Below are 14,939 nucleotides of genomic sequence, written 5' to 3'. Positions count from 1 at the left end.
ACACGGAGTGACCACACCCTAGGGGCGTGCGGGGGCGGCGTCCGGGAGGAGCGGAATAGTCGTACTGGTGCGCCTGCGCCGGCCGCCGACGGGACCCGTTCCCGAGGTGGACGCGGCCTGGATCAAGGCCTGATCAGGGGGTGTGGGCGGCCCCGGACGGAGGGCCGGAGAGAGCGGCACAAACGGATTTGGGCAACCGCGGAGGACCGTGTAATGTCTTCATCGCTCGCCCCAATAGCTCAGTCGGTAGAGCGTCTCCATGGTAAGGAGAAGGTCTGCGGTTCGATTCCGCATTGGGGCTCTGGTGATCGGGAAACCCCGCTTCGGCGGGGGGACCCATCATCAAAGCGGTGTAGCTCAGTCGGTAGAGCAAGCGGCTCATAATCGCTGTGTCACCGGTTCAAGTCCGGTCACCGCTACTAACGGTAGCCGATTGCTGGGTCGGTCCTTCGATCGGCTACCCTTTTATGCGTTCATCCGTCCACCGTCCGTCCAAGGAGCACTCACGTGGCTGCCACCGACGTCCGCCCGAAGATCACGCTGGCCTGCGTGGAGTGCAAGGAGCGGAACTACATCACCAAGAAGAACCGGCGTAACAACCCGGACCGTCTTGAGATGAAGAAGCACTGCCCGCGCTGCAACTCGCACACCGCGCACCGCGAAACGCGCTGAATCAGGCTCGTACACGAGGCCGTCCCCTTTGGGGGCGGCCTCGTGTCGTTGTACGGGGTCGTTCCCGCACAGGGGCGTGCCCTTATCCGTCTTTCACCAGGTTTCTCCGTCTTTCACCAGGTTTCTCAGGAGGTAGCGAGCTCATGGCGCTCGACCAGTCCTTCGTGGGGCGGACCTATCCGCCCACTCCGGCGTACGAGGTCGGCCGGGAGAAGATCCGCGAGTTCGCCGAGGCGGTGGGCGACACCCATCCGGCGTACGTCGACGCGGAGGCCGCCCGTGCGCTGGGTCACGCCGATGTGATCGCGCCGCCCACGTTCGTCTTCTCGATCACCTACCGGGCCGCCGGAGAGGTGGTGCAGGACCCGCAGCTGGGCCTGGACTACAGCCGGGTCGTCCACGGCGACCAGAAGTTCAGTTACGTGCGTCCGGTGCGGGCGGGGGACCGGCTGACGGTCACGTCCACGATCGAGGCCATCAAGTCCCTCGCGGGCAACGACATCCTGGACGTCCGCGGGGATGTGCACGACGAGGCCGGCGAACTGGTGGTCTCGACGTTGATGAAGCTGGTGGCGCGCGCCGCCGAGGAGGCGTGATGACGGCGAAGGTCTCTTACGGTTCGGTCGAGGTCGGTACGGAGCTGCCGGCGCAGTCGTTCCCGGTGACGCGGGCCACGCTCGTGCAGTACGCGGGCGCCTCGGGCGACTTCAACCCGATCCACTGGAACGAGAAGTTCGCGCTCGAGGTCGGACTGCCGGACGTGATCGCGCACGGCATGTTCACGATGGCCGAGGCGATCCGGGTGGTCACGGACTGGGCCGGCGACCCGGGCGCGGTCGTCGACTACGGGGTGCGTTTCACGAAGCCGGTCGTCGTGCCCAACGACGACAAGGGTGCGGTGATCGAGGTCAGCGGCAAGGTCGCGGCGAAGCTGGACGACAACCTCGTCCGGGTGGACCTGGTCGCCCTGTGTGACGGCAAGAAGGTGCTGGGGATGTCCCGGGCCGTGGTCCGGCTCGCCTGAGACGTACCGGCGCGCGGTGGTCGGAGGTGAGGGGCGTTCCTCCTGCGGAGGGGCGCCCCTCACTTGTGCTGGTTCCCCCGAGGCCTTGCCAGGTTGATTATTGAGCAATAACTTACTTTCATGGCAAGGATGAGTGCGGAGGAGCGGCGCGAGAGCGTCGTCCGGGCGGCGATCACCGAGTTCGCCCGCGGTGGCTACAACGGGACGTCCACCGAGGTGATCGCCCGGCGGGTCGGCGTCTCGCAGCCCTATCTCTTCCGGCTCTTCCCCAACAAGCAGGCCATCTTCATCGCCGCCGCCGAACGCTGTCTGGAGGACACCCGCGAGGTCTTGGTGACGGCCTCCGAGGGGCTGGAGGGCCAGGAGGCGCTGCACGCCATGGCCATGGCGTACCAGCGGCTGATCGTCCACGACGGCGAGAAGCTGATGATGCAGATGCAGACGTACGCGGCCGTCGCCGCCGCGGAGGCCGCCGGGAACCACGAGTTCGGCGAAACCCTGCGGGCGGCCTGGGCGCGGATGAGGGACGACATCCACATCGTGGTCGGGGCCGACGAGAACGAGACGGCGACGTTTCTGGCGTTCGGCATGCTCGTCAATACCCTCGCCTCGCTGGGCTTCCCGCCCGGCCATCGTGCCTGGTCGGGAGTGTACGACCCGGCCATGCCCGTCGAGTGAACAAGCGCGCCGGGCCCGGCCCGGCTTTCTGTCCGCAGAAGTTAGTCATCAATAACTAATCAGCAGGGGGAGAAGTGGACGCACAGCACGGCGCGACCGGCCGCGGGGGAGCGGTCTGGGTCCTGGTCATCACGAGCGTCGCCGGATTCATGGCGGCCCTCGACAACCTCGTCGTCACGACGGCCCTCCCCTCCATCCGCGCGAGCCTCGGCGGCGGGCTGGAGGAGCTGGAGTGGACGGTGAACGCGTACACCCTGACCTTCGCCGTGCTGCTGATGCTCGGGGCCGCGCTCGGGGACCGGTTCGGCAGACGGCGGCTGTTCATGGCCGGACTCGCCGTCTTCACGGCCGCCTCCGCCGCGGCCGCGCTCTCCCCGGGCATCGGGGAACTCATCGCCTTCCGGGCGGTCCAGGGCGTGGGGGCGGCGATCATGATGCCGTTGACGCTCACCCTGATCGGCGCCGCCGTCCCGCCCGAGCGGCGGGGAGCGGCGCTGGGCGTCTTCGGGGCGGTGACCGGGGTCGCCGTCGCCAGCGGTCCGCTGATCGGCGGCGCGCTCACCGAGCACATCTCCTGGCAGTGGATCTTCTGGCTGAACGTGCCGATAGGCCTGGCGCTGCTGCCGCTGGCCCGGCTGCGGCTCACCGAGTCCCACGCGCCGAAGGCGCCCCTGGACATCCGCGGCACGGTCCTGGTCAGCGCGGGCCTCTTCGGCATCGTCTACGCCCTGGTCAACACCGCGAGCCACGGATGGACCGACCCCGTCGTCCTGACCGGGCTGATCGCGGGCACGGCGCTGCTCGCCCTGTTCGTCCGCCACGGCATCCGGGGGGAGAACCCCATGCTGCCGATGCGGCTGTTCCGCAGCCGGGCCTTCCTCGGGATCAACGCCGCGAGCCTGCTGATGTTCCTCGGGATGTTCGGATCGATCTTCCTGCTCAGCCAGTTCCTGCAGAACGGCCTCGGACACTCGCCCACCGAGGCCGGGTTGCGGATGCTGCCCTGGACGGGGATGCCGATCCTCGTGGCGCCCTTCGCCGGATATCTCTCCGACCGCTTCGGGGGCCGCCCGGTGGTGGTCACCGGGCTCGCGCTCCAGGCCGTCGGGCTCTCCCTGTTCGCCCTGATCATCGAGCCCGGGGTCAGCTACACCGCCCAGCTCCCCGCCCTGATCCTCGGCGGGGTCGGCATGGCCCTGTACTTCGCGCCCGCCGCCAGCCTCGTGCTCTCCAGCGTCCGGCCCGGGGAACACGGCATCGCCTCCGGAGCCAACAGCGCGCTGCGGGAGGTCGGCGGGGCGCTCGGGGTCGCGGTGCTCGCCGCCGTCTTCGCCGCGCAGGGCGGTTACGGCTCACCGCGGCTGTTCGCGGACGGGACGGCGCCCGCCCTCTGGATCGGGGCGGGCGCGGTGGCCCTGGGCGCACTCGTCGCGCTCATGATCCCGGGCCGCCGCAGCGCCGGCATCACCGGCCGCCCCGCCCCGGAGCCGGTGGACCGGAGCGCCGCGGAGCCGGAGCCGGTGGCCGCCTGACCCGCCGCGACTGTGCCCGGCGGATCCTGACCCGCCCTGGGTGTGCCCGCCGGATCCTGACCCGCCCGCCCCGGGTGTGTCCGGCGGACCCTGACCGGGTCCGCCGGAGACGCCCCGGCCCCCGGGTACGGTCCGTGGCCCCGCACGAACGGCGGGGGCCGGACCGTACTCTTGACCCCGTGCAGGAACTCCACGACGCCCCCCTCGCCCCCCTGACCACCTTCCGGCTCGGCGGCCCCGCCGCCCGGCTGCTGACCGCCACCACCGACGCCGAGGTGATCGCCGCCGTGCGCGAGGCCGACGCGAGCGGCACCCCGCTGCTGGTGATCGGCGGCGGCTCCAACCTGGTCATCGGGGACAAGGGCTTCGACGGCACCGCCCTGCGGATCGCCACGAAGGGCTTCGCGTTCTCGGGGACGTCCCTGGAGCTGGCGGCCGGCGAGGTGTGGACCGACGCCGTCGCCCGGACCGTCGAGGCGGGCCTCGCGGGCATCGAGTGCCTGGCTGGCATCCCCGGATCCGCGGGCGCGACGCCCATCCAGAACGTCGGCGCGTACGGACAGGAGGTGTCCACCACCATCACGGAGGTCGTCGCCTACGACCGGCGCACCGAGGAGACGGTGACGATTCCGAACGCCGAGTGCGCGTTCTCGTACCGCCACAGCCGCTTCAAGGCCGAACCCGACCGCTTCGTGGTGCTGCGTGTCCGATTCGAGCTGGAAGAGGCGGCCGGGCTCTCCGCGCCCCTGAAGTACCCCGAAACGGCCAGGGCCATGGGCGTCGAGCAGGGCGACCGCGTCCCGCTGACGGCCGCCCGCGAGACCGTGCTGCGGCTGCGGGCAGGCAAGGGCATGGTGCTGGACCCGGAGGACCACGACACCTGGTCGGCGGGGTCCTTCTTCACCAACCCGATCCTCGAACCGGCCGCGTTCCAGGACTTCCTCACCCAGGTCGGCGAGCGCCTCGGCCCGGACGTGACACCTCCGGCCTTCCCCGCCGAGGACGGACGCACCAAGACCTCGGCGGCCTGGCTCATCGACCGGGCCGGATTCACCAAGGGCTACGGCAGCGGCCCCGCCCGGATCTCCACCAAGCACACCCTCGCCCTCACCAACCGGGGCGCGGCCACCACCGAGGACCTGCTCGCCCTGGCCCGCGAGGTCGTCGCCGGGGTACACGCGGCCTTCGGCGTCACCCTGGTCAACGAACCGGTGACGGTCGGCGTCAGCCTGTAGGAGACGTCGGCCGTAGGAGAAGGCGTCGGCCCGCAGGGAACGTACGGGGTCAGTACGCGACGCCCACGCCCTGCCTCACGGCCGCCGGGTCCTCGGCCAACGCGAGCATCGCGTGTGCCACATCGGCCCGGGAGATGGACCGGCTGCTGCGCGGCGTACCGCCCACGACCTGCCGGTAGACGCCCGTGAGCGGCCCGTCCGTCAGCTTCGGCGGCCGTACCGCGGTCCAGTCCGTCGCACTGCGGGCCAATGCCGCCTCCATCCGGGCGAGATCGGCGTACAGCTCCGCCAGGACCGCCCCGACCGCCTTGCGCACCAGCCGGTCCACCAGGGGATCGCCCTCCGGCTCCGGCCCGACGGGCACCGCGCTCACCACCAGCAGCCGCCGCACCCGCTCGGCCTCCATCGCCGCCAGGATCTGCCCGGTCAGCCGTTCGGCGACGCCGTTCGCCTTCCGGCCGCGCGAGCCCAGCCCCGACAGGACCGCGTCCCGCCCCGCCAGCGCCGCCCGCACCGCCGCCGGATCGTCCAGCCGGACGACAGCGTGCGGCGCCGCGCGATCCAGCCGCTCCGGGAGCCGGTCCGGGTCGCGGACCACGACCGTCACCTCGTGGCCCGCCGCGCGCGCCTGCCCGACGATCTCCTGACCGACGCCGCCGGTCGCCCCGAACACGGTGATTCTCATAGCGCCCCCTGGTGGGTGAGTGTTCACTAACCTCTAGAGTGGGTGGCTCCCCACCCGGACGTCAAGATCTTCGGGTCACGGCCTGTTGGAGCACACATGGACCAGAAGCCCGCCCGCGTCCGGATCGTCGACGCGGCGCACGAGCTGATGCTCTCCATCGGCCTCGCCCGGACCACCACCAAGGAGATCGCCCGGGCGGCCGGCTGCTCGGAGGCCGCGCTCTACAAGTACTTCTCCGGCAAGGAGGAGCTGTTCGTCACCGTGCTCGCGGAGCGGCTGCCCCGCCTCGGGAACCTCCTCGGAGACCTGCGCGCGGGCGAGGGCAGCGTCGAGGGCAACCTCACCGAGATCGCCCGGGTGGCCGCGCTGTTCTACGAGCAGACCTTCCCCATGGCCGCGTCCCTGTACGCCGAACCTCAGCTCAAGCGCCGTCACGAGGAGGGCGTGGGAGGGCTCGAGGCCGGGCCCCACCTGCCGATCCGGCAGCTCGACGCCTATCTGCGCGCCGAACAGGGCGCGGGCCGGATCCGGGCCGAAGCGGACAGTTACGCCGCCGCCTCGCTGCTGCTGGGCGCCTGTGCCCAGCGGGCCTTCGCCTACGCCGCGCTCCCCGGCGGCACGCCCCCGCAGCCCCTGGACGCATTCGCCGCCTCCCTGGCCCGCACGCTGCTGGGCGGGATCAGCTAGCGAGCCAGTCGTCGACCCCGGAGAGCAGCTTCTCCCGTACGTCCACGGGGGCCGCCGATCCGCGCACCGACTGGCGGGCCAGCTCGGCCAGCTCCTCGTCGGTGAAGCCGTGGTGGCGGCGCACCAGCTCGTACTGGGCAGCCAGCCGGGAACCGAACAGCAGCGGGTCGTCCGCCCCCAGCGCCATCGGCACGCCCGCGTCGAACAGAGTGCGCAGGGGGACGTCGGCGGGCTTCTCGTAGACGCCGAGCGCCACATTGGACGACGGGCAGACCTCGCAGGTGACCCCGCGCTCGGCGAGCTTGCGCAGCAGCCGGGGGTCCTCGGCGGCCCGGACCCCGTGTCCGATGCGCGAGGCGTCCAGGTCGTCGAGGCAGTCGCGCACGCTGGAGGGCCCGGCGAGCTCCCCGCCGTGCGGAGCCGCCAGCAGGCCGCCCTCGCGGGCGATCGCGAAGGCCCGGTCGAAGTCGCGGGCCATTCCGCGCCGCTCGTCGTTGGAGAGCCCGAAGCCGACGACGCCCCGGTCCGCGTATCGGACGGCGAGCCGGGCCAGGGTGCGGGCGTCCAGCGGATGCTTCATCCGGTTGGCGGCGATCACCACGCGCATGCCCAGACCGGTGTCCCGGGCGGCGCTGTCCACGGCGTCGAGGATGATCTCGATGGCCGGGATCAGCCCGCCGAGCAGCGGGGCGTACGAGGTGGGGTCGACCTGGATCTCCAGCCAGCCGGAGCCGTCCGCGACGTCCTCCTGGGCGCTCTCGCGCACCAGGCGGTGAATGTCCTCGGGGGACCGCAGACACGACCGGGCGATGTCGTAGAGCCGCTGGAAACGGAACCAGCCGCGCTCGTCGGTCGCCCGCAGCTTGGGCGGCTCACCGCCGGTCAGGGCGTCGGGGAGATGGACCCCGTACTTGTCGGCGAGTTCGAGCAGGGTGGTTGGCCGCATCGACCCGGTGAAGTGCAGGTGCAGGTGGGCCTTGGGCAACAGACGTACATCACGCTCCATTCGAAGATCCTGCCGCACGGGCGGGCCGGAGCGGTAGCCGCTTTCCCTTTCCGGGGGGCCGCTCGAACAAAAAGCGCCCCCGGCCGGTGGAGGATTCCAGCGGCCCGGGGCGCTTTCCGTTTCGAGCGGTTACGTGACCGGTCAGGCCTTGGCCTCGCCCAGCAGCTTCTGCATCCGCGAGACGCCCTCGATCAGGTCCTCGTCGCCCAGGGCGTAGGACAGGCGCAGGTAGCCCGGGGTGCCGAAGGCCTCGCCGGGCACGACGGCGACCTCGGCCTCGTCCAGGATGAGCGCGGCCAGCTCGACGGTGGTGGCCGGACGCTTGCCGCGGATCTCCTTGCCGAGCAGGTCCTTCACCGCCGGGTAGGCGTAGAAGGCGCCCTCGGGCTCCGGGCAGAACACGCCGTCGATCTCGTTGAGCATCCGCACGACGATCCCCCGGCGGCGGTCGAAGGCGGTCCGCATCTCGGCGACGGCGTCCAGCGGGCCGGAGACGGCCGCGAGCGCGGCGACCTGGGCGACGTTGGAGACGTTGGAGGTGGCGTGCGACTGGAGGTTGGTCGCGGCCTTCACCACGTCCCGCGGGCCGATGATCCAGCCCACCCGCCAGCCGGTCATCGCGTACGTCTTGGCGACGCCGTTGACGACGATGCACTTGTCGCGCAGCTCGGGGACGATCGCCGGCAGCGAGGTGAAGGTGGCGTCGCCGTAGACGAGGTGCTCGTAGATCTCGTCGGTCATGACCCACAGGCCGTGCTCGACGGCCCAGCGGCCGATGGCCTCGGCGTCGGCCTCGCTGTAGACGGCGCCGGTCGGGTTGGACGGCGAGACGAACAGGACGACCTTGGTCTTCTCGGTGCGCGCGGCCTCCAGCTGCTCGACGGAGACCCGGTAGCCCGTGGTCTCGTCGGCCACGACCTCGACCGGGACACCCCCGGCGAGCCGGATCGACTCGGGGTAGGTGGTCCAGTACGGGGCGGGGACGATGACCTCGTCGCCCGGGTCGAGGATCGCGGCGAAGGCCTCGTAGATGGCCTGCTTGCCACCGTTGGTCACCAGGATCTGGCTGGCGTCGACCTCGTAGCCGGAGTCGCGCAGGGTCTTCTCCGCGATGGCGGCCTTGAGCTCGGGGAGCCCGCCGGCCGGGGTGTAGCGGTGGTACTTCGGGTTGCGGCAGGCCTCTACCGCGGCGTCGACGATGTAGTCGGGCGTCGGGAAGTCGGGCTCGCCGGCCCCGAAGCCGATCACCGGACGCCCGGCGGCCTTGAGGGCCTTGGCCTTGGCGTCGACGGCGAGGGTCGCGGACTCGGAGATCGCACCGATGCGGGCCGAAACCCGGCGCTCGGACGGTGAAGTTGCAGCGCTCATGGCCCCATGCTCCCAGACCGCGAAAGCCGTCGGCACAGGGGTTTCAGGGACCGGACAGGACCCGGACAGCATGCGGACAGGCCCGGTCGGTTGTGGTCTGTTCGACGCGGCGGCTCCGAACCCGTACACTCACCTGTCGTTGGCCTTCACCAGCCACACCGTTCCTGCACCCGGTCACCGGGGAAGATGCGGTAGGTTGGTGGAAACCACAAAGGGTCGTAGCTCAATTGGTAGAGCACTGGTCTCCAAAACCAGCGGTTGGGGGTTCAAGTCCCTCCGGCCCTGCTACACACTCCTTCGCCAGGATGTGTGCGCATGTACGTACTTCATTGCACAGCCGTGCGCGGCTCCACCGGGCGCGGCACGGCCACGACCCGGAATCAGGTGAGTAGCGTGACGGACGCCGTGGGCTCCATCGACATGCCTGATGCTGAGGATGAAGCTCCCGAGTCGAAGAAGAAGGCTCGGAAGGGCGGCAAGCGCGGCAAGAAGGGCCCTCTGGGTCGGCTCGCGCTGTTCTACCGCCAGATCGTCGCCGAACTCCGTAAGGTTGTCTGGCCGACCCGCAGCCAGCTCACGACGTACACCTCCGTGGTGATCGTGTTCGTCGTCGTCATGATCGGTCTTGTTACCGTTCTCGACATGGGCTTCGCCCGGGTCATCAAGTACGTCTTCGGCTGATCTCGCGGAAGGCGTCCGACCGGGCGCCCCTTTCGCACGTTCCACCCTTTGTATCCAGGAAGAAGCAGCCATCGTGTCTGACCCGAACCTGAACGACGCCGTCGAGCCCGAGGCTGGCGCCTTCGAGTCCGCCAAGGACGAGCTCGACATCGTTGAGGCTGCTGACTCCGTGGACCCGGACCAGGCCGAGGCCGCCGACGCCGCTGCGGGCGAGCCCGCAGAGCAGGCCGCCGTGAACGTCGATGCCGAGGAGTCCGAGGATTCCGACGAGGACGCCGCCGAAGCAGCCGAGTCCGTCGAGGACGAGGCCGCTGAGGAAGAGGCCGTCGAGGCCGACGACGAGAGCGCCGACGAGGAAGAGGCCGAGCCGGCCGCCCCCGTCGACCCCGTCGCCGCCCTGCGCGAAGAGCTCCGCACGCTCCCCGGCGAGTGGTACGTCATCCACACGTACGCCGGTTACGAGAAGCGCGTGAAGGCCAACCTCGAGCAGCGTGCCGTCTCGCTGAACGTGGAGGAGTTCGTCTATCAGGCCGAGGTGCCCGAAGAGGAAATCGTCCAGATCAAGAACGGCGAGCGCAAGAACGTCCGGCAGAACAAGCTCCCCGGCTACGTGCTGGTGCGCATGGACCTGACGAACGAGTCCTGGGGCGTCGTGCGGAACACGCCGGGCGTCACCGGCTTCGTGGGCAACGCCTACGACCCGTACCCGCTGACCCTGGACGAGATCGTCAAGATGCTCGCCCCGGAGGCCGAGGAGAAGGCCGCCCGCGAGGCCGCCGAGGCCGAGGGCAAGCCGGCTCCGTCCCGCAAGGTCGAAGTCCAGGTGCTGGACTTCGAGGTCGGCGACTCGGTCACCGTCACGGACGGCCCCTTCGCCACCCTGCAGGCCACGATCAACGAGATCAACGCCGACTCGAAGAAGGTCAAGGGCCTCGTCGAGATCTTCGGCCGCGAGACCCCGGTCGAGCTCAGCTTCGATCAGATCCAGAAGAACTAGCTCTTCCCGCCGGTTTCTGGACACATGCCTACCCAGCAGGTCAGAGGGGCTTCGCAGCCGCTCTGACCTGCTGGGTTTTTGGTCGCGCAGCTATACCCGTTATCGTTGTGCGGTATGCCTCCATCCGGATGACCGGAATCGGCGGCGAAACACTCTCATAGGACCCGGAGAGAGCAATGCCTCCCAAGAAGAAGAAGATCACGGGGCTTATCAAGCTTCAGATCAACGCCGGTGCGGCGAACCCGGCCCCGCCGGTCGGCCCCGCGCTCGGTCAGCACGGCGTCAACATCATGGAGTTCTGCAAGGCCTACAACGCCGCGACCGAGTCGCAGCGTGGCATGGTCGTGCCGGTGGAGATCACGGTCTACGACGACCGTTCCTTCACCTTCATCACGAAGACTCCGCCGGCCGCCAAGCTGATCCTCAAGGCCGCGGGTGTGGACAAGGGCTCCGGCGAGCCGCACAAGACCAAGGTCGCCAAGCTGACGGCCGCCCAGGTCCGCGAGATCGCCACGACGAAGCTCCCCGACCTGAACGCCAATGACCTCGACGCCGCGTCGAAGATCATTGCCGGCACCGCCCGTTCCATGGGCATCACGGTCGAAGGCTGATTCAGCCCCGTAACCCCCAGTGGTAGGACCAAGCGCTGGTCCGCACCACGACTCCACACTCTGAAACCACAGGAGTAGAAGTGAAGCGCAGCAAGAACCTCCGCGCTGCGGACGCCAAGATCGACCGGGAGCGCAACTACGCCCCGCTCGAGGCCGTCCGTATCGCCAAGGACACCGCCTCCACGAAGTTCGACAGCACCGTCGAGGTCGCCTTCGCCCTGGGTGTCGACCCGCGCAAGGCCGACCAGATGGTCCGTGGCACCGTGAACCTCCCGCACGGCACCGGCAAGACCGCCCGGGTCCTGGTCTTCGCGACCGGTGACCGTGCTGCGGCCGCGGAAGCCGCTGGAGCCGACATCGTCGGCGCCGACGAGCTCATCGACGAGGTGGCGAAGGGCCGTCTGGACTTCGACGCCGTCGTCGCGACCCCGGACCTCATGGGCAAGGTCGGCCGCCTGGGCCGCGTGCTCGGTCCGCGTGGTCTGATGCCGAACCCGAAGACCGGCACCGTCACCCCCGATGTCGTGAAGGCTGTCAACGACATCAAGGGCGGCAAGATCGAGTTCCGCGTCGACAAGCACTCGAACCTGCACTTCATCATCGGCAAGACCTCGTTCGACGAGACCAAGCTGGTGGAGAACTACGCAGCGGCGCTGGACGAGATCCTCCGTCTGAAGCCGTCCGCCGCCAAGGGCCGCTACATCAAGAAGGCCACGCTGGCCACCACGATGGGCCCCGGCATCCCGCTGGACGCCAACCGCACCCGCAACCTCCTCGTCGAGGAGGACCCGGCCTCCGTCTGAGCCTTTCGTGCTCACCCGGTAGCCGCGTCGTACGCGTGCACTGTGTGAACGGGCCCCGCAACCTTTCGAGGTGCGGGGCCCGTCCTCGTATCCGTAAGAAGACATGTCTGTCAGTGCCCTGTGCCACTGTTGTGCGGGAGACGACGGACGATACGAGGGGTGGACGGTACATGAGGACGAGCACGGCACGGCGCATGGGCACGGCTCTGGCCACCGCGGCGGCACTGACGTCGATAGCGGCCTGCGGTGGATCCGACGGCTCCGACGGCTCCAAGGGCGCCGACGGCTCCAAGGGCGCCGACGGCGCCGGTAAGGACAAGGCGGGCGCCGTCTCCAAGGTGAGCCCCGTGGCCGCGCTGAAGCAGGTGCGACAGAAGACCGGAGGCGCCCAGTCGGCGAAGGTCGAGGGCACCACGGAGATAGGCAGCGTCATGTCCATGAAGCAGTCCGGGGCCATCGGCTGGGCCGACGGGCTCTCGGGCGAGCTGGCCATCACGTACACCGGCGGCACCATGGGCGACGCCCTGAAGCAGACCGGCGGCGACGGAACGGTCCGGGCGCGCTACTTCAAGGACGAGTACTACGCCAACATGGGCGACGCCATGGCGGCCAACACCGGCGGGAAGCACTGGATCCGCTATTCCTACAAGGACCTCGCCGAGCTGGGCGGCGCCTCCGGCGACGTCATGAAGGACCAGATCCAGAACAGCACGCCCGAGCAGGGCGTGAAGGCGCTCCTGGCCTCCGGCGACGTGAAGAAGGTCGGCCAGGAGGACGTCCGCGGGGTCCCCGCGACGCACTACTCCGGCACGGTCGACGTGGCCGGCCTGACCGCGAAGAACAGCGACCTGGACGCGAAGCAGCTGGCCGCGTTCAAGGAGCAGCTCGCCCTGGCCGGGGTGACCACCCAGACCGTCGACATTTGGGTCGACAAGAACGACCTGCTCGTGAAGAAGACGGAACGCGGCGAGATGAAGACCGGTGCGTTCAACTCGACGCTCTTCTACAGCGACTACGGCACCGAGGTCCCCTCCGAGAAGCCGGCGGCCTCGGACACCGTGGACTTCAAGGAGATGCTGAAGCAGGGCGGCGCTACCCCGGGCGGCGCCTCCTGACACCTTCCGCAAGGGACGAACGGGGACGGATTTGCTCGTCCCGCATCCGGTCGCGTAGTCTCACCAAGAAGCCAAAGACCGCTGGTCGTCACTGTGCCTCGTCAGAGGGACGGTGACCGAAGGTTCCGCTAGATCGGACGACCTGCGCAGGTGACTGTGGAACGCTCCCGGACTCTGTTCGGTCGAGCCGCGCCCTGGCACTTGTGCTGGGGCGTTTCGTCTTTCCCGGCCCCTTCTGAGCGGTCCTCATCACCCGGAAGGAGGCCGACGCTCATGGCAAGGCCCGACAAGGCTGCCGCGGTAGCCGAGCTGACGGACCAGTTCCGCAGCTCGAACGCCGCCGTGCTGACCGAGTACCGGGGTCTCACCGTGGCACAGCTCAAGGAGCTGCGCCGTTCGCTCGGTGAGAACGCCCAGTACGCCGTGGTGAAGAACACGCTGACCAAGATTGCGGCCAACGAGGCCGGGATCGACACGCTGGACGACCTGTTCTCGGGTCCGACGGCGGTTGCCTTCGTCACCGGTGACCCGGTGGAGTCGGCGAAGGGTCTTCGTGACTTCGCCAAGGACAACCCCAACCTCATCATCAAGGGCGGTGTCCTTGACGGTAAGGCGCTGTCCGCCGATGAGATCAAGAAGCTCGCGGACCTCGAGTCCCGCGAGGTTCTGCTCTCCAAGCTGGCCGGTGCCTTCAAGGGCAAGCAGACTCAGGCTGCGCAGCTCTTCCAGGCACTGCCGTCGAAGTTCGTCCGCACCGCGGAAGCGCTTCGCGCCAAGAAGGAAGAGCAGGGCGGTGCCGGTACTCCGGCTCCCGCCGAGGCCGCCGAGTAATTTCGCTCAGCGGTCCAGCGGGCTCCACGTACGCCCGCCGACATATACATCCGGCACCTGCCGAATAGTGGAAGGACGCCTATCATGGCGAAGCTGTCCCAGGACGACCTGCTCGCGCAGTTCGAAGGCATGACCCTCATCGAGCTCTCCGAGTTCGTCAAGGCCTTCGAGGAGAAGTTCGACGTCACCGCCGCTGCGGCCGTCGCCGTCGCCGGCCCCGCCGCTGGTGGCGCCCCGGCCGAGGCCGAGGCCGAGCAGGACGAGTTCGACGTCATCCTCACCGGTGCCGGCGAGAAGAAGATCCAGGTCATCAAGACCGTGCGTGAGCTGACCTCGCTCGGTCTCAAGGAGGCCAAGGACCTCGTCGACGGCACCCCGAAGCCGGTCCTCGAGAAGGTCGCCAAGGACGTCGCGGAGAAGGCTGCCGAGTCCCTCAAGGCCGCCGGCGCCTCCGTCGAGGTCAAGTAACACCTCGGGAGTCCTCCGGACTCCCTGGGCACCTCAGGTGCCCGCGCCAAGGGCGATCACCCATTCGGGTGGTCGCCCTTCGGCGTGCCCGTGGCGGGTGCCTTGCTCTTCCGCCGACGACGAGTAGGGTGATCTTCGCCGTGCGCCTCTCGCGGGCCCCTCAGGGGCGTCCTGCGGGCATCCCGGGGGTGGCCGGTGAAGGCTCCTGGAGGTCCGATCGGACCGGCGGGCCTTGACGAACCGGACGCGGCGCGCAATTCTCAGGACGCGTCATCACTTCGATCCGTATCCGAGGCATGGATCGAGAGTGAAGAGGGCAGTAAAGAAGAGCGCACCCCGCGCGAGGGCTAGGGCTAGACATAGGTGTTGAGAACAGCTGTTGAGAGCAACGTGGGTCTCTGAGAACCCCGACTGGACATCAGTGTGCCGCTTGGCTACACTGACCCTTTGCGCTGCCTGTTAGCTGCCTCCTGCCCGTCACCAGAGGCATGCCCACGCTGAAGCACCGATGGCCGACCCCCTCCGACCTGGTCGTTTTGCGACCGA

The 14,939-nt window shown here is 69.2% G+C and carries 17 protein-coding genes and 3 tRNA genes; 17 read left to right on the top strand and 3 right to left on the bottom strand.

Translation table 11 applies throughout. From position 1 onward, the window contains the following. Positions 1 to 228 precede the first annotated feature (228 nt). From N7925_RS13640 to N7925_RS13605, 8 genes are all read left to right on the top strand, one after another. Positions 229 to 301: transfer RNA gene (locus N7925_RS13640), tRNA-Thr, on the top strand. 45 nt (positions 302 to 346) lie between these two features. Beyond that, positions 347 to 419 (top strand) — tRNA-Met (locus N7925_RS13635). An 88-nt stretch (positions 420 to 507) separates the two neighbouring features. Next, positions 508 to 672, top strand: a complete 165-nt coding sequence (gene rpmG, locus N7925_RS13630; protein ID WP_003956487.1) for a 50S ribosomal protein L33 — start codon at positions 508 to 510, stop codon at positions 670 to 672. 143 nt (positions 673 to 815) lie between these two features. Continuing rightward, positions 816 to 1,268, top strand: coding sequence for a MaoC family dehydratase N-terminal domain-containing protein (locus tag N7925_RS13625; protein ID WP_265599892.1), 453 nt, complete (start codon positions 816 to 818; stop codon positions 1,266 to 1,268). Further along, entirely contained in the window at positions 1,268 to 1,696 is a 429-nt protein-coding gene (locus N7925_RS13620) for a MaoC family dehydratase (protein WP_274343986.1), read from the top strand. The genes N7925_RS13625 and N7925_RS13620 overlap by 1 nt, the downstream gene beginning before the upstream one ends. A 129-nt stretch (positions 1,697 to 1,825) precedes the next feature. After that, on the top strand, positions 1,826 to 2,374 hold the full coding sequence (locus tag N7925_RS13615; protein WP_274346455.1) for a TetR/AcrR family transcriptional regulator: 549 nt from the start codon (positions 1,826 to 1,828) through the stop codon (positions 2,372 to 2,374). 74 nt (positions 2,375 to 2,448) lie between these two features. After that, the gene (locus tag N7925_RS13610) at positions 2,449 to 3,906 is read left to right on the top strand and encodes a DHA2 family efflux MFS transporter permease subunit (RefSeq protein ID WP_274343985.1); all 1,458 of its coding nucleotides are present in this window, start codon (positions 2,449 to 2,451) and stop codon (positions 3,904 to 3,906) included. Between the two features lie 179 nt (positions 3,907 to 4,085). Further along, positions 4,086 to 5,141, top strand: coding sequence for a UDP-N-acetylmuramate dehydrogenase (locus N7925_RS13605; protein WP_274343984.1), 1,056 nt, complete (start codon positions 4,086 to 4,088; stop codon positions 5,139 to 5,141). 49 nt (positions 5,142 to 5,190) lie between these two features. Here the strand turns inward: N7925_RS13605 and N7925_RS13600 are convergent, their stop codons facing one another. Further along, positions 5,191 to 5,826, bottom strand: a complete 636-nt coding sequence (locus N7925_RS13600; RefSeq protein WP_274343983.1) for an NAD(P)-dependent oxidoreductase — start codon at positions 5,824 to 5,826, stop codon at positions 5,191 to 5,193. 96 nt (positions 5,827 to 5,922) lie between these two features. On the opposite strand from N7925_RS13600, the gene N7925_RS13595 reads away from it, so the two are divergent. Next, the gene (locus tag N7925_RS13595; RefSeq protein ID WP_265599888.1) at positions 5,923 to 6,513 is read left to right on the top strand and encodes a TetR/AcrR family transcriptional regulator; all 591 of its coding nucleotides are present in this window, start codon (positions 5,923 to 5,925) and stop codon (positions 6,511 to 6,513) included. Here the strand turns inward: N7925_RS13595 and N7925_RS13590 are convergent. Continuing rightward, positions 6,506 to 7,519, bottom strand: a complete 1,014-nt coding sequence (locus N7925_RS13590; protein ID WP_265599887.1) for an adenosine deaminase — start codon at positions 7,517 to 7,519, stop codon at positions 6,506 to 6,508. The two genes, N7925_RS13595 and N7925_RS13590, sit on opposite strands and share 8 nt — an antisense overlap. Positions 7,520 to 7,660: 141 nt before the next feature. Next, positions 7,661 to 8,887 carry a pyridoxal phosphate-dependent aminotransferase gene (locus N7925_RS13585; RefSeq protein ID WP_265599886.1) on the bottom strand — a complete coding sequence of 409 codons (1,227 nt, stop codon included), beginning with the start codon at positions 8,885 to 8,887 and terminating at the stop codon, positions 7,661 to 7,663. A gap of 212 nt (positions 8,888 to 9,099) precedes the next feature. On the opposite strand from N7925_RS13585, the gene N7925_RS13580 reads away from it, so the two are divergent. From N7925_RS13580 to rplL, 8 genes are all read left to right on the top strand, one after another. Next, positions 9,100 to 9,172: transfer RNA gene (locus N7925_RS13580), tRNA-Trp, on the top strand. 108 nt (positions 9,173 to 9,280) lie between these two features. Further along, on the top strand, positions 9,281 to 9,568 hold the full coding sequence (secE, locus tag N7925_RS13575) for a preprotein translocase subunit SecE (RefSeq protein WP_215107274.1): 288 nt from the start codon (positions 9,281 to 9,283) through the stop codon (positions 9,566 to 9,568). A 73-nt stretch (positions 9,569 to 9,641) separates the two neighbouring features. Next, complete coding sequence (nusG, locus tag N7925_RS13570) at positions 9,642 to 10,565, top strand: transcription termination/antitermination protein NusG (RefSeq protein ID WP_274343982.1); 924 nt, start codon at positions 9,642 to 9,644, stop codon at positions 10,563 to 10,565. Positions 10,566 to 10,741: 176 nt separating this feature from the next. Further along, positions 10,742 to 11,176 carry a 50S ribosomal protein L11 gene (rplK, locus tag N7925_RS13565; protein WP_073740413.1) on the top strand — a complete coding sequence of 145 codons (435 nt, stop codon included), beginning with the start codon at positions 10,742 to 10,744 and terminating at the stop codon, positions 11,174 to 11,176. A gap of 80 nt (positions 11,177 to 11,256) precedes the next feature. Continuing rightward, complete coding sequence (gene rplA / locus N7925_RS13560) at positions 11,257 to 11,979, top strand: 50S ribosomal protein L1 (RefSeq protein ID WP_007445923.1); 723 nt, start codon at positions 11,257 to 11,259, stop codon at positions 11,977 to 11,979. Between the two features lie 170 nt (positions 11,980 to 12,149). Next, complete coding sequence (locus N7925_RS13555; RefSeq protein WP_274343981.1) at positions 12,150 to 13,094, top strand: hypothetical protein; 945 nt, start codon at positions 12,150 to 12,152, stop codon at positions 13,092 to 13,094. Positions 13,095 to 13,367: 273 nt separating this feature from the next. After that, entirely contained in the window at positions 13,368 to 13,925 is a 558-nt protein-coding gene (gene rplJ / locus N7925_RS13550; protein ID WP_007445921.1) for a 50S ribosomal protein L10, read from the top strand. An 84-nt stretch (positions 13,926 to 14,009) separates the two neighbouring features. Further along, positions 14,010 to 14,393 (top strand): 50S ribosomal protein L7/L12, encoded by a 384-nt coding sequence (rplL, locus tag N7925_RS13545; RefSeq protein WP_265599883.1) that lies wholly within the window; start codon positions 14,010 to 14,012, stop codon positions 14,391 to 14,393. Positions 14,394 to 14,939 lie beyond the last annotated feature (546 nt).

The organism is Streptomyces sp. CA-278952 (genome assembly GCF_028747205.1).
Lineage (GTDB): Bacteria > Actinomycetota > Actinomycetes > Streptomycetales > Streptomycetaceae > Streptomyces.
The sequence above is the reverse complement of the archived record's forward strand: the minus strand, read 5'-3'. Positions and strand labels throughout refer to the sequence as shown.

What these genes read in the sequence shown, in the direction of transcription:
- N7925_RS13625 (WP_265599892.1), top strand. Translation starts at nt 816, where the DNA reads ATGGCGCTCGACCAGTCCTTCGTGGGGCGGACCTATCCGCCCACTCCG.
- N7925_RS13620 (WP_274343986.1), top strand. Translation starts at nt 1,268, where the DNA reads ATGACGGCGAAGGTCTCTTACGGTTCGGTCGAGGTCGGTACGGAGCTG.
- N7925_RS13615 (WP_274346455.1), top strand. Translation starts at nt 1,826, where the DNA reads ATGAGTGCGGAGGAGCGGCGCGAGAGCGTCGTCCGGGCGGCGATCACC.
- N7925_RS13600 (WP_274343983.1), bottom strand. Translation starts at nt 5,826, where the DNA reads ATGAGAATCACCGTGTTCGGGGCGACCGGCGGCGTCGGTCAGGAGATC.
- N7925_RS13595 (WP_265599888.1), top strand. Translation starts at nt 5,923, where the DNA reads ATGGACCAGAAGCCCGCCCGCGTCCGGATCGTCGACGCGGCGCACGAG.
- N7925_RS13590 (WP_265599887.1), bottom strand. Translation starts at nt 7,519, where the DNA reads ATGGAGCGTGATGTACGTCTGTTGCCCAAGGCCCACCTGCACCTGCAC.
- N7925_RS13585 (WP_265599886.1), bottom strand. Translation starts at nt 8,887, where the DNA reads ATGAGCGCTGCAACTTCACCGTCCGAGCGCCGGGTTTCGGCCCGCATC.
- rplK (WP_073740413.1), top strand. Translation starts at nt 10,742, where the DNA reads ATGCCTCCCAAGAAGAAGAAGATCACGGGGCTTATCAAGCTTCAGATC.
- N7925_RS13555 (WP_274343981.1), top strand. Translation starts at nt 12,150, where the DNA reads ATGAGGACGAGCACGGCACGGCGCATGGGCACGGCTCTGGCCACCGCG.
- rplJ (WP_007445921.1), top strand. Translation starts at nt 13,368, where the DNA reads ATGGCAAGGCCCGACAAGGCTGCCGCGGTAGCCGAGCTGACGGACCAG.
- rplL (WP_265599883.1), top strand. Translation starts at nt 14,010, where the DNA reads ATGGCGAAGCTGTCCCAGGACGACCTGCTCGCGCAGTTCGAAGGCATG.